This is a genomic window from Candidatus Zixiibacteriota bacterium (genome assembly GCA_018820315.1).
Classification (GTDB): domain Bacteria; phylum Zixibacteria; class MSB-5A5; order JAABVY01; family JAHJOQ01; genus JAHJOQ01.
The window spans coordinates 32,843-53,769 of the sequence record JAHJOQ010000086.1; the positions used below are offsets into that span (position 1 = coordinate 32,843).

Here is a 20,927-nt window from a genome sequence, read left to right on the forward strand (position 1 = left end):
TCAAGCAATCTGCCTGTGGGAAGATTCGATGTAGCGATCGAAGAAGTTCACGATATCGTCATAGCATTCGACCGAAACCATCAGAGATCTCACGCGCGATATGTTCACCCACCTGCGCGTGTACCACGTAAGCTGTTTGCGCATGCGAAGGCTGGCCGTCCGTTCGCCGAGATCTTCGATCAATAATCGTGCGAAACCGAGACACGTATCGATCTTAGTCTGCAAATCGGGCTCTCCCGGATCAGGTAGTCCACGCAGTACAGCATCTACTCTGCCAAACATCCACGGCGCACCCATGGCGGCCCGCGCAATCATGACAAGGTCGCATCCGGTCTGCTCTATCATGTTCACGGCATCCTGGGGCTCGCATATATCACCGCTGCCGACGACCGGAATCGACACCTGCTGCTTCAGCTCAGCTATTTTGGACCAGTCCGATTTGCCGCTGAAGCCGGATGCTTTGGTTCGCGGGTGAAGAGTCAGCATCGCAACACCGCAATCCTCCGCGAGCTTTCCAACTTCGATGAAGTTCGTACTCTCGCGATCCCATCCGGACCGGAATTTCATCGACAAAGGAATGTCGACCGCCTTGACCGCTGCCGAGAGCAACGCCTCAGTCAGCGTGAGATCCTTCAGGAGAGCCGCACCGCCGCATTTGCTAACGATTTTTCTCGCCGGACAACCGAAATTGAGATCGATCATGTCGACCCCTCGGTCTGCCACGAGTTTGCAGGCATCGGCGAGCGCAGAGGGAGTGCTTCCGAAGAGCTGGATCGAAACCGGGCGTTCCGATTCACGAAACCGTAACATATTGAGCGTTTTATGGTTGCCTCGCACCAACCCCTCGGCCGAAATCATTTCGGACACAACGAGAGAAGCTCCATGTTCTCTGGCGGTCATTCTGTAGGCCGAACCGGAGATATTTGCGAGTGGTGCCGAAACGACCTTTCCGCTTAGACTTAAGTTTCCGATTATCATTCCGACAATATAAGGGTGTAAGGCGAGCCGGGCAAGGGGAAAAGGTCCGCAACTTACCGTACAACTTTGCATTAGACTACATACAACTTGCCTCCAGAAAGGAGCGCTATCATGCCCGAGATAGTAGTAAAGTTTGACAACCGGGTGGTTGAGCGCGTGGTAACGGAGAAGGAGTTCCTCTCGATAGGACGTACATCCGACAATGACATCGTGCTCGACAATCGAGGTGTGTCACGTAAGCATGCACGCATCGATTTCTCTGGAAAGGAGGCGCTGCTGATTGACAACGAGAGCCTCAACGGCACATTTGTCAACAGCAAGAAGGTCGCCGAGGAGAGGCTGCGGGACAACGATGTGATTACCATTGGGAAGTTTGATCTGGAATACCATTGCGGTACAGAGACAGATGAGAAAATGTCTGACCACGATGGCACGATGATTCTTAATACGAAGCGTCAACGCGATATGGTCAAGAAGGACCAACAGGACCAGCAGATAGTGAGAAAGGCTGGGTGCTCTGTCTTGATGGGTCTTGAAAACTCCAGCGATGCGGAAGTTCAACTGGACAGAGATGTTCTGACCCTTGGAAAATCCAAGTACGTCAGCATTAAAGTCCGAGGATGGTTTACGTCCGGCATCCAGGCAAAGATAGTCCGCGAGGGACAGGAGTTCTTCATCATCAACACAGGTCGTGCCGGCAGAACGAAGCTTAATGGCGAAATGATTCAGCGACACGGGCTGAGAAACGGAGATATATTACAGGTAGGGAACACAACATTCCGATTCATAGAGGCAACCTGAGCATGAAAATAGGGTTTTTCTCCGACATCCATTCTAATCTTGAAGCATTGGAAGCCTGCTTTGCCGACTTTAGAAAAGAAAAACTCCGCAAGCTTTTCTTTTTAGGCGATATTATTGGCTACGGTCCCGATCCGAACAAGTGCATCGCACTTGTACATAAGAAAGCAGATGCCATACTCCTGGGCAATCATGATGCCGCCGCAGTGGGACTTCTCAGCACTGACTTTTTCAATACTTATGCACAGGCATCGATGGACTACACGACTCAGGTTTTGACTCCAGAGAATCTCAATCGCCTCAAGATGAGTCCACTTGAGGCGACCTATGACATTTTCAAGATGGTGCATGCCTGTCCTGAGGAGCCGGCGAGCTGGGGATACATACTTGATCTGGAGGACGCTGAAGAGAATTTCAAATTCTTCGAGCAACAGGTCTGTGTGATCGGCCACAGTCACCGGCCCATAATTATCAAGAAATTCAGGGCAAATCGCTGCGAAGCGGTGCCTCACGACTTTGCTCGAATCGACGAAGATTACCGTTATCTGGTAAACATCGGAAGTGTTGGGCAGCCGCGCGACAACGACCCGCGGTCCAGTTATATGATATTTGACACTGAGACAAGAATCGTCTCTATTAAACGCGTCGAGTATGATTACCAAAAGACTCAGATGAAAATGAAAAAGGCTAAGTTGCCGCAATTCCTGGTAGACAGAATCGCAGTAGGGAGATAGGTAATGAGGATTCCTCTGATTGGAAGGACCGGTAGCGGCAAAGAACGTTCTGCTGGCAGTGGATCATTCGTGAGCAAGCATCCGGGCATGGTGCTGTGCCTTCTACTGACGCTGCTCATCGCTCTCTTGCATCTGAATCACGCGAGCCTCTTCGAATCTTATGAGAGCAGATTCATCGATTTCATGTTCAACATCAGGGGAACCATCGAGCCATCCGGTCAAGTCGTAATGCTTGAAATCGATGACAAATCAATTGACCATCTCGGCGCATGGCCGTGGAACCACCAGACTCTGGCCCAGTTGATTGAAGCACTGCATTACTACAGCCCATCGAGCGTTGTACTGCACTTCCCGATCGCGGACAGGATGAATGACTTTGTATCAGGGAATTCGCAACTTCTGGCCGAAAATATCCTTCAATCTGGCAATGTCATTCTCCCCTTTTATCCGATTCTGTCTGATCGGACTCCGCGAACCAGCACAGCTGCCGACTGGCTCAGAAGTTCCGCATTGACATCAGTGATCCCATTCCAGGCGGAAGAAACTCCTCGCGCTTCCAGATTGGAATTCCCGAGCGATCTTTTCGCGCAATCGGGGAAGATGATGGGTGCGGACTTCACGCGTTTCGAAGACAACAACAGAGTGAGAGTGCAGCCACTGATCCTCATGTACGAGAAGTTGTTTTACCCATCGATCGAACTTGCTGCGGCCGCTTCTGCGCAAAACATACAACTCGACGAAATCGAATTCGACCAGGATAAGATGGAAGTCCAGATTGGAATGCAGTCGGTTCCGGTTGATCGACGGGGATATTACATGATAAACTACTACGGCCCGGCGTCAAGCATCTCGTCATTTTCCGTCAAAGACTTCTGGGACGGTGAAGTTGATATCTCAAAATTGCAGGATAAGATCGTCGTAATCGCCGTCACCGCGTCCGGCCTCTCCGATGTGCTCTACACATCGTTTAGTGATCGCTTCACACCGGTGGAGAAGTCGGCGACCGTAATCGACAATATTCTGAGCGGCAGATTCATTACTCCTCTAAGCCTTCCATCGACGGCGAGGTTGATCGGAATTCTTGTGATGGGTGTGCTCTGTTCGGTACTCATGCCACGGATGCAACTTACTCACAGATATATATTGCTTTCGCTCCTCGCGATCGGTCTGATTTCATTCAGTATAATCATGTTTGTTTCGTATGACACGATCGTGCGCATAGTGCACCCCGCGCTGGAATTGTTCCTGTTTGCGTTGGTCGCACCTATGATGACGGAACGCAGGAAGGTTGACCAGACGGCCGAGTCCACGTCCAGAACCAAGACGGTACCCAAACCTGCAATATCCTCGCCTGCGAAAGGAGTGCCGGAGATACCGCGGAAAGAGAGGCATGCTCAGAAACCTGCACCGCCTCCGATATCTCAGCCGGTTGACACCCAGGACTATCAGGAAACTTCGCTGCCAGCGGATTTCGAGCAGGCTCAGATAGAGACCAGGATGCTCGATGAACTCGCGAAGGCGACCGGAGAAACCGACAAATCCGACAGTAGAGCGAATGGAGATTCGAGCCGGCCGAAAGACCCAAAATCTGCTTCAGATAAGATTCCGAGTTCCTTTGGCAGATACACAGTTACAGGCAAACTTGGTAAAGGTGCGATGGGGACGGTCTACAAAGGGATGGACCCGGCTATCGACAGACCGGTTGCCCTCAAGACTATTCTGCTGGACAGGATCGCAGACGAATCAGAAATCGATGAACTCAGAGAACGCCTGACTCGTGAGGCGAAGGCTGCCGGAAGTCTCTCTCATCCGAATATCGTGACAATCTATGACGTGGGACAGGATGGCGACACTCAGTATATCGCGATGGAATATCTCGAAGGACACACACTCGAGCAAATCATAGATCGACAGTTGGAATTCAACTTCAGACTGGCCGCGAAAATTGTGTTCCAGATTTGCTCGGCGCTCTCCTATGCTCACCGACACGGGATTGTACATCGCGACATCAAGCCTGCGAACATAATGGTGATGGAAAACTTCCATGTGAAAGTAATGGATTTTGGAATTGCGCGCTTCGAGTCGTCCAGTCTGACGCAGACGGGAATCGCTATGGGGACTCCGAACTACATCTCTCCTGAGCAGTTGAAAGGTGAGGAAGTCACGCTCTCGTCAGATATTTTCTCGCTCGGAGTCGTATTCTATGAGATGCTCGCGGGCAGGAAGCCTTTTGTCGGCGACAACATCAGCAATCTAATATTGAAAATCATAAATGACAATCCCCCGCTCCCTTCGACCTACAGCGACAAGATACCGGCGATGCTCGACATCATTGTGAAGAAGGCGCTGGAAAAGAATCCGTATGACAGATACCAGTCTGCCGAGGAAATGATGAGAACGCTCGAAGACTTCGCTATGGGTTTCTCAGCATCCCGCTCTAGACTCTGAGTAAACGGACCATTTCTTGATTATAACAGTGATTGGCTATTGGGGCGATACTCAGCCGTGAATCGCAGTTTGTGAATCTGAATCGGATGCGACCGCGGACTAATCTTCATCGTCAGTATCGATGATCTCTTCGGCAAGCGAGAGCGCGACCCCGGAAAGCATAACCTCCACACCGAGCTTCGTGAAATCCGAAGATATCAGATCTCGGGCAATATTGGAGTATAGCGAACAAGCAGCCTCATTCTCGACAACAAGACCCGAAATGAAGCCTCGGCTCTCCGAGACAAAGGTAACCTCACCCAGCTCTTCTGAGACAACAAACCCGGAGCAATTGTGAAGCTGCAGATGCGCGCCTCCGCTGTAAACAACTATCAGCGAGCCCTTATTCTTGCCGAGAGTAATGTCGGGGTAGACTTCGAGAACAAGCATCCGGTTGACCTGCTCAGCCACGACCTTGAAACGATAGTGGTCTGTCTGCCAATCGGCCGAGTCTGCATCTATCACGCGGGCGATCTCATCGATTTCATGTTTTTCGAACTTCATGTCTTGTCTCCGCCCTTATCTTCAATCTTGTCCGGCTTTGACGATTCAGGCTTGTCGATCTTGCTGATTTCATCCTGCGTATCTTTGACCGCCTTCTTGAATTCACGAATTCCCTTTCCGAGCCCCTGCGCGATGTCAGGGATGCGGCGAGCTCCGAAGAGAATCAGAACGACGAGAAAGATGAGCAGTAATTCCTGGAAGCCGATGCCACCACCAAACATAGTGACTCCTCTAATCAAAGATTAAATATACCACCAGCGAAAATATATCAGCACGAAAATGACAAACAGCACACTCATGAAATTCACGCGGAACATGAATCCCACGGTAAAACTTAACGCAAACACATCAACCTTTGTTGCGTCAAATCCAACCGGAACGGTCTTGCCAAAGAGCAGCTTCGCTGTACCGTCAGGAAGATATCCACTTATGATATCCCCGATCAAGCCACCGAAGATCGCTGCCGCAAGAATCGAAAATATCAGAAAAGTTATCTCACGCCGTTTCATGCGACCACCCTTTTATCGAAGTGGTTTCTCATTGACGTAAACAGCTTCAGACCATCCATGCTATTAAGAATGCTCTCTGTGCATCGCTCAGGATGCGGCATCATTCCAAACACATTTCTTTCGCGATTGCAGATTCCGGCGATCGCGTCAAGTGATCCATTCGGGTTCGATTCCGGAGTCATCTTGCCTTCGCGCGAGCAGTACCTGAGAATAATTTCGTCGCGCTCAACCATATCTCTAAGTTCTTTCCGTTCCACAAAGTAGTTGCCATCAGTATGTGCGATCGGAATCCTCAGTATATCTCCCTGCTCAGCGGAGCAGGTCAGCCTGGAATCCGTTGTTTCCACTCTTACATATATATATCGGCAGATGAACCTTAGATTCCTGTTGCGGAGCATTGCACCGGGGAGCAAACCAGCTTCCAGCAGAATCTGGAATCCGTTGCATATTCCCCAGACGGTTCCTCCCTCTTTCGCAAACCGGACAACTTCCTTCATGATCGGCGAGAATCTTGCAATCGCCCCGGTGCGCAGGTAGTCACCATATGAAAACCCGCCCGGCAGGATCACAACATCCGCACCTTTGAGCTCTGAGTCGGCGTGCCAGAGAAACTCCACGTCCTCACCAAGCGAGAACTTCACAGCGGCATACGCATCATAGTCACAGTTTGAACCGGGAAATGTTATCACCCCGAATCGCATCAATCCACCTCGATAAAGTACTGCTCTATGACAGGGTTAGCCAACAACTTACTGCACATCTCTTCAAGTTTTACTTTAGCGACGTCCTTGTCGTCGATATCGAGCTCAAGATTGAATACCTTGCCCGATCTCACACTACCGACCTCCGTATAGCCCATGTCTTTCAGCGCATTCTTGATCGTCACGCCCTGGGGATCGAGGACGCCGTCCTTCAGCTCAACTCTTACTGTTGCCTTTGTCATGTCTCTTAGGTTCTTTCTTTCGCCAGCGGTTATTTTCCTCAGTGTTGAACGCCTCTCTCTTCAGCATCAACATCACATCTCGGACCAGGCAACTGAGAACATACGCCAAGACCGCCGGAAACATCACCAGCCTGGGCTTTATAATTAAAGCAATCAGGAATATGAATAAAAGCAAAAACTTCACTCGTGATTCGACGCTTCTGAGATTGTCCGGAAAAGTCTCATATTCGACCGTGGACACCATCAAGAGAGATGCACCAGCCATGAGAGAAATCAGGAACTCACCGTACTCTATGCCTCCCCACATTTCGTAACTGAAAATCACATACGATACCAGTAGCATCGATGCAACAGGGACCGGCAGTCCGAGAAAAGACTTTTTTTCCTCCAGTGTAGCAAGGAGATTATATCTCGCAAGCCTGAATCCCGCGCACATGACATAGACTCCGGACACGATCCAGCCCCATCGTCCCATATCATGAAATTTGAAAGCGTACAGCAAAACACCGGTAGATACGCCGAATGTGAGGAAATCTGAGAGGGAATCGAGCTCAACACCGAATCTGGATGTGACTTTGGTGAGTCTTGCCACTTTGCCATCCAGGCTGTCGAGAAACGCCCCGAGAACAATCAGCCAGGCGGCAGTGATGGCATTGCCTTCGAGAGTGGAAAGGATAGAGAGAAATCCGCACATCATGTTCCCCATAGTGAACGAGTTCGGGAACAGACTTCTGTAGTTTCTCATACCCTAAATTCCCCGATAAGTGACCTGCCGCCCTTTACCCTATTCCCCACTTTCACAAGGACATTGACATCCGGCGGCAAGAAAACATCCATCCGCGAGCCGAAACGCATAACTCCGAACCTTTGCCCTGCGCTAACTTCCTGTCCAGCCTTGAGGTCGAACACCACGCGCCTGGCGACGCTGCCGACAATCTGTCGGAAGTGAATTCTGCCTCTTGATGTGATCAAATCGATCTCGCTGCGCTGATTTTCTTCTGATGCCCTCGGTCTGAAAGCTGATATCTTCTTGCCGGAGCGATATACCGCACGGTCAATCCTACCGGCTGTAGGAATCATGTTGACGTGACAGTCGAATATGGAGAGGAAAATGCTCACTCTCTGCGACAATCCACTGAGCCCCTCGGGAACCTGATCGTCCACCACAATGACCTTGCCATCAGCTGGTGACAGAATCTGACCATCCGACCAGACTGCCTCAAACTGCGGCTCCCTGAAGAAAAAGAAGTTAGCTGCAGTCAGAACCACGCCGGCCCAGCCAACAATAATCAGCACGTAAGAAGATAACACGTAGCCGACGCCAAGCATCACAGCAGCCGCAAACATCACCGCGAATATGATCGGCAAACCTTCGCGTGCGACCGTCATTTGAACACCCTTGCAAAAATCGTGTCGACATGCTTCAGATACGGCTTATAATCAAACATCTTCTCCAGTTCTCTCGAAGTGAAATTCTTGCGAATAGACGGCTCAGCGAGAAGTTCGTCCTTGAAGCTCGTGCCGCTCTCCCACGCCGCATGAGCGGCCTCCTGGATGACTTGATAAGCCTCTTCCCGTGATCCGAGTCTTTCCGTAACCGAAAGAAGAAGCTTACCGGCATATATCAAACCGCCCGTCTTCTCCAGATTGGCCATAAGGTTCTTCGGATAGACATTGAGATTCTTGACTATCTCCGTGAACTTGTAAAGCATGTAATCAAGGATAATTGTCGAGTCCGGGAAGATAACCCGCTCGACAGAAGAGTGCGAAATGTCTCGCTCATGCCAGAGCGGGATATTCTCCAGTGCGACGACCATATTCCCCCGCAACAGCCGCGCAAGTCCGGAGACCCTCTCACAAGTAATCGGGTTCTTCTTGTGCGGCATCGCAGAACTCCCCTTCTGACCCTTGCTGAAACCTTCCTCGATCTCCAGCACTTCGGTTTTCTGCAGATGCCTGATCTCCGTGGCGAATTTATCGAGAGAGCTCGCTGTCACTGCAAGTGCCCAGATGAACTCTGCATGTCGATCTCGCTGGATTATCTGTGTCGATACAGGCGCAGGTTTCAGTTTCAGCTTGCGGCACACATATTTCTCAAGCTTAGGGTCTGTGTTGGCGAACGTGCCGACCGCTCCGGAGAGCTTGCCCACAGCTATGTTGTCGATTGCTCGTTTCAAGCGATCGAGATCGCGTGCCATCTCGGCATACCACACTGCAAACGTCAATCCGAGCGATGTCGGCTCGGCATGCACGCCGTGAGTGCGGCCGACTTTCGGTTGGTATTTGTACCTGCGCGCTTTTTTCCTGATCTCAGAGAGAAGCTGCTTGATTCGCACAACCAGAAGCTCTCCACTGCGCTTAAGCACGACAGCCGTGGCCGTATCGAGAACATCGGAGGAAGTCAGGCCGTAATGTATGTACTGCGCATCTGCCCCGACAGACTCGCCGACATTGGTCAGAAACGCGATGACATCATGCTTGACCTTATCTTCGATCTTCAAGATTCTCTTTGTATCGAACTTCGCCCTGGATCGAATGCGTTTGACCGCAGCGGTCGGGATCTTACCGAGTGCAGCCCAACCTTCGCACGCAGCAATTTCGACTTCAAGCCATGTGGAGAACTTGTATTCGTCGGTCCAGAGCCCCGCCATCTCCGGAAGCGAGTATCTTTCGATCATGAGCGCGCCTTCACCTTCTCCCAGTCAGCAAGAAACTTCTGCAAGCCGATATCGGTCAGCGGATGTCTGACCAATTTCTCAATGACATCAAATGGAATTGTGGCGATATCCGCTCCCATTAGTGCAGCATCTACAAGATGGAGCGGGTTGCGAATTGATGCAACGAGGACTTCAGTTGCGAAATTGTAGTTGCGGTAAATTCTGACGATTTGCTCGACTATCTCCATACCGAAGTGCGATATATCGTCAAGTCTGCCCACAAATGGAGAGACAAAACTTGCACCAGCCTTCGCGGCCAGAATCGCCTGCGATGGAGAGAAGACCAGCGTCATATTGACACCAATGCCTTCGGATGACAGAGCCTTGGACGCCTTTAGACCGTCCTTTATACACGGAATCTTGACAACGATGTTATCGTGAATGGCAGCGAGCTTCGTCCCCTCTGAGATCATGCCTTTATGGTCGGTAGATACCACTTCGGCGGAAATCGGCCCGTCGACAATGTCACAGATCTCCCTGAGGATGTCCTCGAATTTACCATCCTCCTTTGCGATCAGGCTCGGGTTTGTCGTAACACCATCGAGCACTCCCATGTCATTGGCTTCGCGGATTTCGTCGACATTCGCGGTGTCTATGAAGAACTTCATTAATCCTCCTATATATCTATCAGTATTCGACTTTCACAAGACACAATCCCTGAGGCGGGGACGTCAGAATACGAGGCGACCTCTCCGGCCTCCTGGATAACTCGGCAAATTCCCGCTTCGTGAGCTGTCCGTTCGCAACTCTTACCATGGTCCCGACCAGCGATCGCACCATTCCGTGCAGAAACCGATTAGCCACAACGTGGAAAGTATACTCTTTCCCTCGCTTTGTCCAGAACGATTTTGTCAGGATGCAGATATTGGACTCTTTCTGCGACTTCTGGACACAGAAGGACCTGAAATCATGGCTGCCCCGCAGACTGTCAGCCAACTCCGAGAGAATCGAAAAATCGATGCTGAGATTAGTGCACCAATAGTGATCTCGTTTGAGTGCGCTGTGACCGTTATAGATGCGATATCGATATTCCCTCGACTTCGCATCGAATCTGGCGTTAAACGAGTCATCGACTACTCTGCACTGCTTGATCAGCACATCAGGTGGCAGCAGAGAATTGATGCCTTTGAACACAATATCCGCGTTCCAGTCTTTGTCGAGCTTGAAATTGATAACCTGAGCAGCAGCATGAACACCGCTGTCAGTTCTGCCTGCGGCGGTGACATTGACGTCAGCCTTGGCCATCTTCTTCAGTGCTTTCTCAAACTCACCCTGAATTGTTCTCTCATTCGGTTGAAACTGCCAGCCGCAGAAATCAGTACCATCATATTCGATGATGCATTTGTAGTTCATCAGTCTATACCATATTTGACGATCAGCGTACACAGAATAAGCACTACAAATATCAGAGCGAAAACGCCGTCAGCAGTCTGCAGCCTGAATTCTGTGAATGAAGTCCTACCCACGCCCCTCCGATACCCTCGACTTTCGATTGCAATGGCGAGATGATCCGCACGCCGCACGGCTCCTGCAAACAGCGGAAGTATGAGCGGCACCGTCGATCGGATACGACCGATCGGACCACGAGCCGGTCTCAACGCACGTGACAACTGCGCTGCGCGGATTGCCCGAACTTCTTCGGACAGAATCGGTACGAATCTGAGCGCAACGAAAACCATCATTGAGATCTCGCCGACAGGAACATGCAGTTTACGGAGTGGTTTGATCAGCCTCAAAAGCCCGTCTGTCATGTCGATAGGCGATGTCGTCAGGTTCACAAGCGATGCAGCCATCAGGAACAGAAATATCCTGTACGAATAGAGAAGTCCGTTCTGCAGACCATGCGAACTGATGGCAATGCCTCCGATCCTGACATAAATCCTGCCGACTGGTTCGGAGAATAGAATGTGCAAAACGAATGTGACTCCGAACAGTAAGAGAAATGTCTTGATGACGGTCATCAGTCGCGTAGGCGAAATTCTTGCCAGAAGAGTCAAGAGGGCAAAATAGACTGTCAGAGCGGCATAGAGTACCGGATGGAGCGTAAATGCCACCAGCGCCATCACAACAACGGTCCAGATGATCTTGATCCGGGGATCGAGCCTGTGAATAGGTGTGTCGAGTGGCCTGTACTGTCCTATAAGAACACTATTGAAATCAAACATCTGTGCCTGACTCCTCCCCTGCAAGAGCTTCGTGAGCATGTTTGATAGCAATATCCGCTGGGCAGGTCAAGGAGAATCTGGGATGTAGGCGGGATCAGGTTTCGAAGAAAAAGCTCCCTACTCACTAGTGATGCTTATTGCTAGCGGTTTTGACGAACGTTTCACGAATCTTCGCCATTTCCGGGTTTCTTGCTCGATGAAATTTGAATAAGCTGAGTGGAATTCTCAGTCTTGGACGCGCAATCGCAGTCATCACAGCCACGGCCTTTCATCTGACGCAATAGCTTGCGACCAACATACAGCGCTGCCACAGAAACTACCGCGATCACGGTTATGTATTCTATCACCTGATACCTCCTGCCACAATCTCTGTTCCGATGCGAGATTGTCGATCCCAATCAGTTCAGAAGCCTGCGACCACTTGAAGCTTGCCTCCCACCGTCTCGTTTTCCGAATCGTGAAGGAGTTCGAGCCTCACTTCTACCCCTTCCACCAGGGAATAACCGGCTCCAACCGAAACTTGCTCTGTCGATCCGGATGACGCTGTCCTGACTGCACCATATCGCCCCACGATGAAGACCCGTCGTATGCTTTGCAAAGCCTGAACATAGTACCCCTTATTGATGATTTCGGCATCAGGTTTGGTATGGGAATCGTAGATGTACTCTCCTACAAGATCAAAGTCCCCCATCGAGAATTGCAGATCAAATCCAAGTCTCTGCATGTCATCATCGTATGAATCGCTGCGACCGGAGGCGAAGGAAGTCCCGAGTTCAAGCCAGGTTCCGACATCAATACCCAGCCTGCCACCAAATGCCACGGCCGATATAGTCACGGTTTCTGATGTGTCATTGTCCGCAGCAGGGATGCTATCGTCCTCTTCACTCGTATGTGCATCCGTACCGAAGCCATCTACACCAAACACAACAAGACTGCCTGCACCAAACCTCGCGCGAACAGCAAATCCTTCTTCACTCCAGAAATTGTGAGTCCGTTCCACTACGATGGGCACTGTTACCAATTTGCGATCCACGGAACCATAACACCTGCAGTCGATACCGAACGGGACATCGAATCTCCCGGCTACAAGGCCAAGTGAAGAAATGAATGCGTGCGGATTCCTATACAAATCCACACCTATTTCGGCGCTGCCAAGATCAAAAGACTCGTCTTCGTCATTATATGCGATCGCGACGGCGACAGACACCTCGTCAGACAGGCCTCTCTCTAAAGCCACTTCGAGCTGCCCAAGCCCAACACCGACTCCATCGCGAGTATCTCGATTGTAGTCAGCGACAACATCAAAGAAACCGGATATGTCAAGATGACCTGCTGTCGCATTGTCTCGAGGAATGCAAGATAACAGCATCACAATGCATATCAGGAATTTCTTCATCGCGTCGTCCTCTGAAACAGATGATCCGACATCAGACTTCTCCAGTTCTGAATGCCACTGTATTCCTCAGACATCACCCAAGCCCCAGCAACCGTCCGCCCTGATAAACCGCAAACGCCATTCCCCACGCAAGGAGGAGAGTGTAGGACATCTGAAAACTAAGTTCTTTCCAGGATCGGGTCTCGCGCAGGAAGACCGCCATCGCAGCCACACAGGGCATATACAACAGAACGAAGACAAGAAACGCATACGCTATGAGTTTCGAATACGCCGGATCCGCCGACAGCAGATGACGCAGAGATGGAGATTCCTCGCTGACATCGCCGACGCCATAGATATTTCCCATAGTGGACACCACGACTTCCTTTGCGGCGAATCCCGCGATGATAGCAACTCCTAGTCGCCAGTCAAAACCAAGTGGCCTCAGAACCGGTTCGACAGCCTTTCCAATACGTCCGGCAGCGCTGTACTCCATGTTCTCAGCTGCCCTTGCATTCTCGTACTGTACTACCATGTCATCGCGCTGTTCAGCCGTGATCCGCCCGCCCTTCTCTGCTGCGACAGCCTCGTTGATTAGAGTGCTAAAATCACGATCATATGTCGTCTTCTCCGGAAAAGTCATCAGAAACCACATTATGATCGAAAAGCCGAGAATAATAGTCCCCGCCTTGCGAACGTACATCCATGAGCGCTCCCACATGTGGATCACCAGACTTCTGAGCGTCGGCACACGATACGGAGGGAGCTCCATTATGAATGGCGCGGACATTCCTTTGAATCGAGTTGCGCGCAGCACCTTGACCATTGTGACAGCGACGATGACCCCGAGAGCGTAAATCGAGAACACGACAGTACCGGCATTCGAGGGCCAGAAGGCACCACAGACGAGTATGTAGACTGGAAGCCTCGCACCACAGCTCATGAATGTTGTCACGTGCATAGTGACAAGACGGTCGGCGCGGTCTTCGAGAATCCTGCTACCCATATACGCAGGAACAGAGCAACCGAATCCAATTAGCATCGGAATGAACGACTTGCCATGCAATCCAATTTTGTGCATGATTCGATCCATTACGAATGCAGCCCTCGCCATATATCCGGTGTCTTCGAGAATTGCAATCGCAAGAAAAAGAAACATGATGTTTGGCAGGAAGATTATCACACCGCCTACACCGGCCACCACACCGTCGACGAGAAGCGAACGCAGCAGTCCCTCCGGAAGAAGATTGGTGAGCACTGTAGAGATTGCTGCAACGCCCGTCTCAATCCATCCAGCAGGCGCTTCGCCAAGAGTAAATGTAAGTTGAAACATAAGCCACATGAGCACGGCGAATATTGGAAGGCCGAAGATCGGGTGTATAAGTAAATGGTCGATAGTGTCTGAGATGTCATGACGGTAAGCGCTCGTCAGCTTGGTAGCCTCGCTGCAGGCACCACTGATGAATCCATATCGCTTGTCGGATATCACGGTCGATGCCGGCTCACCGAAAAGAGCTTCAATCCTATCGCCGCTCTGTCGTACCGCCTCGACCAGACCTTTCAAGTGCCCATGACGACTGATGATCTTCGCCACTTCGGCATCGTTTTCGAGTAGCTTGATCGCAATCCATCGAGGCTTGTAGCCGTCCGTAGCGATCGAATCCCTCTCGATCAGCTCCGTCAGGTCTGCGAGCTCGGCCTCAAACTCTCTGCCGAATCTCACATGGGCAGGCCTAAGTCTATTGCCATTTTCAGCTGTCTCAATGATTGATTCGAGAAGACTGTCCATGCCCTGCCTCTTGGTGCCAACGGTCGGGACGACAGGCACACCGAGGAGCTGTGAGAGAGAATCATGGTCAATCGTCACACCACGACTTACGGCCATATCAGCCATGTTGAGAGCGATAATCAGTGGAATGTCGAGCTCGAGAAGTTGCGTGGTCAGATAGAGATTCCGTTCAATGTTTGAGGCATCGACTACATCGACCACAACATCAGGCCTTTCCTGAATGATAAAATTGCGTGTGATAATCTCTTCTACAGAATGAGCTGACAGGGAATATGTGCCTGGGAGGTCGACTAGCTTGATCCGAGATTCACCAACTCGGAGCCCCCCTTCTTTCTTCTCGACAGTTACTCCCGGATAATTCCCGACGTGCTGATTTGCGCCGGTGAGATTGTTGAAGAGCGTGGTCTTCCCGGAATTGGGATTCCCAACCAGGGCAACGATGAATTCCTTGCTAACGGTCCTCAACTTCCTCGACCCTGATCTTGTCGGCCATTCCCCGACCAATCCCCAGCCTGGTCTGCCTCACCTCAAGACCTATCGGACCATGCCCCGAATTAGCGATAATCTTGAACGTACAACCCGAATTGAGTCCCATCGAGCAAATTCTCTCTCTGAGCGCCTGACCACCATCCATGCCCACAAGCGCATATCTCTTGCCAACCCTCGTATTGCTGAGAGTCATCTCGGAACTCCTCTTTGATGCTGTTTGTCATCCGACTGCTTGCGGCAATCGCCGCATATTCCGAATATCTCATAGCGATGTGATTCCATTGTAAAGTCATGCCTCTTCAATACACTGCTCTCGCCCTCTTCCATCCTTCTGCTCGAAAATTCAATGATCTTCTTGCAGCGAGTGCATACAAGATGGTGATGATGCTCGCGATTGTATCGATTCTCAAAACGCGCTACCCCATCGTCAAATATCACTACTCTTGCCAGCCCGCACTCGGCAATCAGCTTCATCGTCCGGTAGACTGTAGCATAACCGATTCTCCGTTTACGCCTCTTGAGAGCGCTGTAGAGATCATCAACAGAAACATGGTCCTCTGTGTTCAGAAAAGTATTCAGAATCTCCGTTCTCTGTGAAGTCTCTCTGAGACCTTCCGACCGAATGAACTTGTTGAATATCTCTCTTTCAGCAGTCGGCACAACTCCTCCGCTACCGATATTGAAATTCATTTTCAATAAGAAAATACGCAATTCGGGGGGGGTAAGTCAAGCAGTTTTTTGTGAGAAAAATCACAAGTTATCGAAGCCGTAGCAGATTGTCGCTGGGCGGATTCCGCACGTATGATGTCGCAACCTGCAGGTAAGCAAGAAGTTCCATCATCTACCGATTAAATCCGACAGTCTCTCAATCTTCTCGCCCAGCGCTACTTCATAATCACCGGGCGCAAATGTGTCTGGACTCGGCAGCGGATCTGTCTCATGGCTGTAGTAATCACAAAGGTGGTTTACCTCTATGTGCGCAAGCAGGAAATAGTCCGGTCCCAGACGAAAATAGCACTGAGCCTTAATCAGACGTGCATCTTTGTAATTGAAGCGAACATTCCTGCTGAACACATAATTCGTATCGATATCGAGCACTTCCGAAGCGTAGTCAATCGCCGCCGTATAGTCTGGGTTGCCGGCAGGATAATCCCTGTATATCGCTGCAAGCCCCATATATGCATCTGCAGTAGTGAGACCCTTATCAATCGCATCGTTGAAGTCAGTGACAGCCGTCGCAAACTCGGTTTCGAGCGCGCGGCACCACCCCCTGCCCATGTAGGCCTGCGCGTTGTCACCGGCGTGGTTGATCACATCGGTAAATACGGTCTCGGCTCCCGCGTAGTCTTTTGCAGTAAACTTGGTCCATGCGCTCGCGAGATTCCCGTCAACATCATACGGCGGCGGTGGCTCGGTGCCGCCACCGGACGAACATCCGACAGAAGCTAATGCGGCCGCTACAATGCAGAGTGCTGCGATTTTCAATATGTCCCGATTCGATATCATTTCATTCTCCCTTACTACTTAATAAGAAGCATCCTCTTGGTCTCTTCGAATGTCCCGGACTCAAGCCTGTAGAAATAGACTCCAGAACTCACTTCATTGCCGCTGTCTGATCTGCCATTCCACGAAATCGTATGGCTCCCGGCGTCGAGACTCTGATCGATCAAAGTCACGACTCTCTGACCAAGGAGATTATATATCACAAGCTTTGTCTGGGCTGGCGTCCGCAGATCGAACGCTATCGAGGTCTCCATGTTGAACGGATTCGGCCAGTTCTGATGTAGCAGATAGGCGCCCGGAAGAGAAGGATTATCATCCGAGCCATGCGCAAACTGCGACTTTCCGAGTACGTAAGTTCCGATCTCGGAAATCTCCGCCGTGATAGTGTTACTCCGGGAATCATATTGAGTCTGCAGACGATTCCATCCGGCATAGTCGACGCGAAGTATCGTTACAGAAGCGATTTCGTCGGCTTGCAGGTTGAATCGGTTGAGATCAACAGTCAGTGTAGCGTCGGATTCGAGTGCGCCGATCGACGTCTTCGTTCTGAGGCGATACAGAGGCTCGAAGTCCGATTCAGGTTCAAACTCCGAGAAATCGCCCGCAGATACGGACTCAGCGAAGAGCAATAACAGACCATCATCAGCGGCTGCATCTGAAGGTATCGACAGTCGGAACACGCCATCGTAGCTATCGAGAATTGTCCTCTTCCCCGCCAGCAATGGAGCAGCGGAAAATCCGGCACTAGTGCAACCGAGGTTCTCCCTGCCATCCCGCCCACAGACCGTAATGGAGTACGACCCTGACTGCTCGACACGATAATCCATTACGTAAGTCTCTGCCTCTCTGTCGTCCAGTTTGACAGCATCCTCTGACAAGGGTCCAGCCGGAGTCGTGAGCGTGATGTCCGGCATCGAGCCGAGCGGCTCCGATGCAAACAAATATATGTCGAGCTCGAAAGGAAAGACTGAGTTTGGCACCCAACTGACCGTGAATGTTGGCGGCGTAATGTCGCCTGTCGATCTGAGCGAAAACACATCATCGCTCTCCTTGGATGCGCTCTGATTGTCAGAGGCGACAACTCTCCAGTAGTATGTTTCATCTATGATTAGGTTGCTGACCGTGTATTCCGTATCAGCGATGCCCGACACAGCATCCCAACTTGATGTATCACTGTCTGAGAAATAGAGAGTGTACGTCACCCAATCCCCTACATCAATATCGACAGATGGATTCCAACCCAAAGTCACAGTGTCGGTCTCGACCGTATCTCCATCAGCCGGGAACGCGAGCGAAAATCCTGTGGGAGGACGATTAGGCGTTGCTTCTCTGGCATCGAGAAAATTGACTATTCGTTCGAGAACTTGCTCGCGAGTTCCAAAGTTGTTGGGGGGGGTAATATAAAGGCTGGATATAGCTTCAAATCCGAATCCGAAAAACACGGCTCGACTGTAGCCATCGGTGATCTCCTGGCCTCCAACTTGTCCTCCGCTGTATCTGAAGCAGACATCAGCCTCATCTTCAGGTATCAGCCAATCCGCATCGTACAGGTTCGAAGCACCATCGATGCCGGTGACAATCAGAGAATCGCCACCACCGATTTCAGATCCGGGTTCGCCTCTGATAAGGTACTGACCCGCGAGATTTCCTCCATAGGTGCAATGGAAGTAATCTGTCAGCAACTCCGGATCGCTCGATGACAAATGTTCTGCGATGTCCTGACCGGTGATAAACAACCCTCCCCCGAACTCAATATAATCTCTTATGAAGTCACGATCTGATGCGTTCAGCGTTGTCTCTCTCGTATCACCGGTGAGCCACATCACGATAGGATACAGCATCTGCGCCAATCCCGGAGACCCGAGCGTATCTTTACCCCAGACAATATAAGTATATCCAATCGAATCGAGAGCGTCAGTCAGGAAGTGCTCGTAGTTGGCGGGATTGCTGTTGTCATCGTCGACAATGAGCACCCTCGCCCCACCGATGTTGGCTTTGAAAGAAAACGTCGTAGGATCACCCACACCGGTATGGCTTAAAGTGAGCAAGAACGTGACCTGCACCGTGTCCATGTCTGCCGGTATTGCAAATGTGAGTGGCATCTCATCATTTCCAGCAATCCCTCCCTCGCCGGGAATTGTCCCTAGATTGACTGTGGGGACGACCATGTTGAGTCTTTCGTCACTTGCTGACAGAGTCGCAATTGCACCCTGTGCAGTGGCCCATTCATTCTCAACTTCGAAGTAGAAATCTATCGTCTCGCCAAGATCAAGAACTCCGTTACCATTGCCTGCGCCGTCATCATACGACTGACTCTGTAAAGCATAGAGCGGCCTTGAATAAGTAATATCGAGGTTTGCGGTCATTACGCTGTCTGAATCAGAGATATCCCAGACCGCCAGCTGATTCTCATATCCACTATTTATGTTGCTATTCGGGGTACTTCTCGGCGAAAACTCACGGTTATCGGTAGATCCGGGATACGGATCTGCAGCGTCGCCGTCATTCAAGTTATTCTCCAACTGGAACAAACCATCTGCTTGTTCCAAGGCGACCAAGTAATGCCCCTCTGATGTATTACCGGAGCTTGATTCATCAACATGGAAGATCAACAACCCTCCTCCGGGGAGACCGACATCAAAACCTACCCTCTGTCTGTTCTCAATCAGAAAATACTCTGCATAAGTATCTCTGAGTAGAACCACATGTGGGCTGTCTACAACTTGTGGAAAAACATGACCAACTTCATTTTCCGTCAATACTATAGGCTGGACGAACCCAAGTTCCTTTTTGCACCATGCGTCGAAGCTAGATGGGCTCTTAGCACCACCATTGTAGCTGCCGCCAGCCATCACGCTCCACTTTCCCAAACCCTCCGACGAATAGTCTGTGTCATATAGATCGGGGAGGCCGAAACTGTGCCCAAACTCGTGACAGAAGACCCCGATCTGTATCAGGTTCGAACCACTCTCTTCGGGCTGCATCGTATAGCCACTCATCCAGACCTCATCCAACTTCCTGGCGCTGGACATCGACCAACGATGGGAGTGAATCTGATTGTCACTGCCGGAGGTTTCAAACCCTTCGCCGGCATGCACGACGATTACATCTCTGTCCATCACTCCATCACCGTTGAGATCGTATAGACGGTAGTCCGCATCGCCGTCAGCGGCCACAACGGCATCCTCGACAAGCTTCTGCGCGTTCTGAGGATACGATCCAAAGCCTCGCTGACCATCGACATAAAACGAGTACAGCTGCGGCATTCTGTACCATCCGTAAACATCGCCTTCTATCACAACTTGACCATAGGAGTTGCTCAGATAAAACTCCTGCATGCTTCCCGTTGAAATGACACCCTGCGAGAAAAGCAAGTCCTCGAAATAACTCTTCGTTCCGTCAGGACCCGTCTGCCATTGGTTATCGGAGAAGTCGACCAGGATGACTGCAAGCCGAATAGTATCCTGAGCACCGTCAGCGGAAAGCGTAAAATGACATTTGCTCGTTTCGGACGGAGCGTCTACTCCTCTTGATCTTGCCTTCTTCATGTCTTCCACGTAAGCCTGAAGAGTTCCATCCTTCTTCAGCTTCTCCAAAACATCCGGATGCAGACTGACAGCCTGTGCCTCAGAAACGAACAATACGGCAATGGCAAATACAAAAAGTAATCTTGCAATCAATGCGAATTTTCTCAATCTCAGCATATCTTCTATCCCTTATGCAGGCATGTTAAGCTTGTGTATTCCATGTATATGTAATACAACATGGAACACGCACGTGATCCCAATATACCTGCTATAACGCTATTTTCAAGGGAGAAGTTTACTTTAGAAGCATCATTTTCCGCGTTGATTGACCATCCGCGGTATCGAGTCTGTAGAAGTAGATTCCGCTGGCAACGGGGCTGCCGGAATCATCGGAACCGTTCCACAGAAC

The 20,927-nt window shown here is 50.7% G+C and carries 22 protein-coding genes; 3 read left to right on the forward strand and 19 right to left on the reverse strand.

What is annotated here, in order from left to right; translation table 11 throughout:
* Positions 1 to 978: a tRNA dihydrouridine synthase DusB gene (gene dusB, locus KKH67_08060; protein MBU1319136.1), complete on the reverse strand. Its 978-nt coding sequence runs from the start codon at positions 976 to 978 to the stop codon at positions 1 to 3.
* Positions 979 to 1,089: 111 nt separating this feature from the next.
* Between dusB and KKH67_08065 the strand changes: the two genes are divergently transcribed.
* Genes KKH67_08065 through KKH67_08075 form a run of 3 tightly spaced genes read left to right on the forward strand, consistent with a single transcriptional unit; the run spans position 1,090 to position 4,958 of the window.
* A complete protein-coding gene (locus KKH67_08065; protein MBU1319137.1) occupies positions 1,090 to 1,779 on the forward strand; it encodes an FHA domain-containing protein in 690 nt (229 codons plus the stop codon).
* A gap of 2 nt (positions 1,780 to 1,781) precedes the next feature.
* A complete protein-coding gene (locus KKH67_08070) occupies positions 1,782 to 2,510 on the forward strand; it encodes a metallophosphatase family protein (GenBank protein ID MBU1319138.1) in 729 nt (242 codons plus the stop codon).
* A 3-nt stretch (positions 2,511 to 2,513) separates the two neighbouring features.
* On the forward strand, positions 2,514 to 4,958 hold the full coding sequence (locus KKH67_08075; GenBank protein MBU1319139.1) for a CHASE2 domain-containing protein: 2,445 nt from the start codon (positions 2,514 to 2,516) through the stop codon (positions 4,956 to 4,958).
* A 99-nt stretch (positions 4,959 to 5,057) separates the two neighbouring features.
* On the opposite strand, the gene KKH67_08080 is transcribed toward KKH67_08075, so the two are convergent.
* The 18 genes from KKH67_08080 to KKH67_08165 form a co-directional block, all read right to left on the reverse strand.
* Positions 5,058 to 5,501 carry a hypothetical protein gene (locus KKH67_08080; protein ID MBU1319140.1) on the reverse strand — a complete coding sequence of 148 codons (444 nt, stop codon included), beginning with the start codon at positions 5,499 to 5,501 and terminating at the stop codon, positions 5,058 to 5,060.
* Positions 5,498 to 5,722, reverse strand: a complete 225-nt coding sequence (locus tag KKH67_08085) for a twin-arginine translocase TatA/TatE family subunit (protein ID MBU1319141.1) — start codon at positions 5,720 to 5,722, stop codon at positions 5,498 to 5,500. The genes KKH67_08080 and KKH67_08085 overlap by 4 nt, the downstream gene beginning before the upstream one ends.
* A 21-nt stretch (positions 5,723 to 5,743) precedes the next feature.
* Complete coding sequence (locus KKH67_08090) at positions 5,744 to 6,010, reverse strand: hypothetical protein (GenBank protein ID MBU1319142.1); 267 nt, start codon at positions 6,008 to 6,010, stop codon at positions 5,744 to 5,746.
* The gene (purQ, locus tag KKH67_08095; GenBank protein ID MBU1319143.1) at positions 6,007 to 6,711 is read right to left on the reverse strand and encodes a phosphoribosylformylglycinamidine synthase subunit PurQ; all 705 of its coding nucleotides are present in this window, start codon (positions 6,709 to 6,711) and stop codon (positions 6,007 to 6,009) included. The genes KKH67_08090 and purQ overlap by 4 nt, the downstream gene beginning before the upstream one ends.
* Positions 6,711 to 6,953, reverse strand: coding sequence for a phosphoribosylformylglycinamidine synthase subunit PurS (gene purS, locus KKH67_08100; protein ID MBU1319144.1), 243 nt, complete (start codon positions 6,951 to 6,953; stop codon positions 6,711 to 6,713). Before purS ends, purQ begins: the two co-directional genes overlap by 1 nt.
* Positions 6,928 to 7,698, reverse strand: a complete 771-nt coding sequence (gene pssA, locus KKH67_08105) for a CDP-diacylglycerol--serine O-phosphatidyltransferase (protein MBU1319145.1) — start codon at positions 7,696 to 7,698, stop codon at positions 6,928 to 6,930. Before pssA ends, purS begins: the two co-directional genes overlap by 26 nt.
* The gene (locus KKH67_08110) at positions 7,695 to 8,342 is read right to left on the reverse strand and encodes a phosphatidylserine decarboxylase (GenBank protein MBU1319146.1); all 648 of its coding nucleotides are present in this window, start codon (positions 8,340 to 8,342) and stop codon (positions 7,695 to 7,697) included. The genes pssA and KKH67_08110 overlap by 4 nt, the downstream gene beginning before the upstream one ends.
* A complete protein-coding gene (locus tag KKH67_08115; protein ID MBU1319147.1) occupies positions 8,339 to 9,631 on the reverse strand; it encodes an adenylosuccinate lyase in 1,293 nt (430 codons plus the stop codon). The genes KKH67_08110 and KKH67_08115 overlap by 4 nt, the downstream gene beginning before the upstream one ends.
* Entirely contained in the window at positions 9,628 to 10,278 is a 651-nt protein-coding gene (fsa, locus tag KKH67_08120) for a fructose-6-phosphate aldolase (GenBank protein ID MBU1319148.1), read from the reverse strand. Before fsa ends, KKH67_08115 begins: the two co-directional genes overlap by 4 nt.
* 19 nt (positions 10,279 to 10,297) lie before the next feature.
* Positions 10,298 to 11,023 (reverse strand): tRNA pseudouridine(38-40) synthase TruA, encoded by a 726-nt coding sequence (gene truA / locus KKH67_08125; GenBank protein MBU1319149.1) that lies wholly within the window; start codon positions 11,021 to 11,023, stop codon positions 10,298 to 10,300.
* The gene (locus KKH67_08130; GenBank protein ID MBU1319150.1) at positions 11,023 to 11,835 is read right to left on the reverse strand and encodes an energy-coupling factor transporter transmembrane protein EcfT; all 813 of its coding nucleotides are present in this window, start codon (positions 11,833 to 11,835) and stop codon (positions 11,023 to 11,025) included. Before KKH67_08130 ends, truA begins: the two co-directional genes overlap by 1 nt.
* A gap of 161 nt (positions 11,836 to 11,996) precedes the next feature.
* Positions 11,997 to 12,182: a hypothetical protein gene (locus KKH67_08135; GenBank protein MBU1319151.1), complete on the reverse strand. Its 186-nt coding sequence runs from the start codon at positions 12,180 to 12,182 to the stop codon at positions 11,997 to 11,999.
* Between the two features lie 56 nt (positions 12,183 to 12,238).
* Positions 12,239 to 13,231: a hypothetical protein gene (locus KKH67_08140; GenBank protein ID MBU1319152.1), complete on the reverse strand. Its 993-nt coding sequence runs from the start codon at positions 13,229 to 13,231 to the stop codon at positions 12,239 to 12,241.
* Between the two features lie 73 nt (positions 13,232 to 13,304).
* Positions 13,305 to 15,464 carry a ferrous iron transport protein B gene (gene feoB, locus KKH67_08145; GenBank protein ID MBU1319153.1) on the reverse strand — a complete coding sequence of 720 codons (2,160 nt, stop codon included), beginning with the start codon at positions 15,462 to 15,464 and terminating at the stop codon, positions 13,305 to 13,307.
* On the reverse strand, positions 15,451 to 15,681 hold the full coding sequence (locus KKH67_08150) for a FeoA domain-containing protein (protein MBU1319154.1): 231 nt from the start codon (positions 15,679 to 15,681) through the stop codon (positions 15,451 to 15,453). The genes feoB and KKH67_08150 overlap by 14 nt, the downstream gene beginning before the upstream one ends.
* Entirely contained in the window at positions 15,678 to 16,148 is a 471-nt protein-coding gene (locus KKH67_08155) for a transcriptional repressor (protein MBU1319155.1), read from the reverse strand. Before KKH67_08155 ends, KKH67_08150 begins: the two co-directional genes overlap by 4 nt.
* 177 nt (positions 16,149 to 16,325) lie before the next feature.
* Positions 16,326 to 16,994, reverse strand: a complete 669-nt coding sequence (locus KKH67_08160; GenBank protein ID MBU1319156.1) for a tetratricopeptide repeat protein — start codon at positions 16,992 to 16,994, stop codon at positions 16,326 to 16,328.
* A gap of 14 nt (positions 16,995 to 17,008) precedes the next feature.
* Positions 17,009 to 20,695 carry a M6 family metalloprotease domain-containing protein gene (locus tag KKH67_08165; protein ID MBU1319157.1) on the reverse strand — a complete coding sequence of 1,229 codons (3,687 nt, stop codon included), beginning with the start codon at positions 20,693 to 20,695 and terminating at the stop codon, positions 17,009 to 17,011.
* Positions 20,696 to 20,927: the final 232 nt, after the last annotated feature.

Coding starts and splice junctions, on each gene's coding strand:
- KKH67_08130 (MBU1319150.1), bottom strand. CDS start 11,835: ATGTTTGATTTCAATAGTGTTCTTATAGGACAGTACAGGCCACTCGAC.
- purS (MBU1319144.1), bottom strand. CDS start 6,953: ATGACAAAGGCAACAGTAAGAGTTGAGCTGAAGGACGGCGTCCTCGAT.
- pssA (MBU1319145.1), bottom strand. CDS start 7,698: ATGAGAAACTACAGAAGTCTGTTCCCGAACTCGTTCACTATGGGGAAC.
- KKH67_08110 (MBU1319146.1), bottom strand. CDS start 8,342: ATGACGGTCGCACGCGAAGGTTTGCCGATCATATTCGCGGTGATGTTT.
- KKH67_08140 (MBU1319152.1), bottom strand. CDS start 13,231: ATGAAGAAATTCCTGATATGCATTGTGATGCTGTTATCTTGCATTCCT.
- KKH67_08115 (MBU1319147.1), bottom strand. CDS start 9,631: ATGATCGAAAGATACTCGCTTCCGGAGATGGCGGGGCTCTGGACCGAC.
- KKH67_08085 (MBU1319141.1), bottom strand. CDS start 5,722: ATGTTTGGTGGTGGCATCGGCTTCCAGGAATTACTGCTCATCTTTCTC.
- KKH67_08160 (MBU1319156.1), bottom strand. CDS start 16,994: ATGATATCGAATCGGGACATATTGAAAATCGCAGCACTCTGCATTGTA.
- fsa (MBU1319148.1), bottom strand. CDS start 10,278: ATGAAGTTCTTCATAGACACCGCGAATGTCGACGAAATCCGCGAAGCC.
- KKH67_08165 (MBU1319157.1), bottom strand. CDS start 20,695: ATGCTGAGATTGAGAAAATTCGCATTGATTGCAAGATTACTTTTTGTA.
- purQ (MBU1319143.1), bottom strand. CDS start 6,711: ATGCGATTCGGGGTGATAACATTTCCCGGTTCAAACTGTGACTATGAT.
- KKH67_08065 (MBU1319137.1), top strand. CDS start 1,090: ATGCCCGAGATAGTAGTAAAGTTTGACAACCGGGTGGTTGAGCGCGTG.
- truA (MBU1319149.1), bottom strand. CDS start 11,023: ATGAACTACAAATGCATCATCGAATATGATGGTACTGATTTCTGCGGC.
- KKH67_08150 (MBU1319154.1), bottom strand. CDS start 15,681: ATGACTCTCAGCAATACGAGGGTTGGCAAGAGATATGCGCTTGTGGGC.
- KKH67_08080 (MBU1319140.1), bottom strand. CDS start 5,501: ATGAAGTTCGAAAAACATGAAATCGATGAGATCGCCCGCGTGATAGAT.
- dusB (MBU1319136.1), bottom strand. CDS start 978: ATGATAATCGGAAACTTAAGTCTAAGCGGAAAGGTCGTTTCGGCACCA.
- KKH67_08090 (MBU1319142.1), bottom strand. CDS start 6,010: ATGAAACGGCGTGAGATAACTTTTCTGATATTTTCGATTCTTGCGGCA.
- KKH67_08070 (MBU1319138.1), top strand. CDS start 1,782: ATGAAAATAGGGTTTTTCTCCGACATCCATTCTAATCTTGAAGCATTG.
- KKH67_08075 (MBU1319139.1), top strand. CDS start 2,514: ATGAGGATTCCTCTGATTGGAAGGACCGGTAGCGGCAAAGAACGTTCT.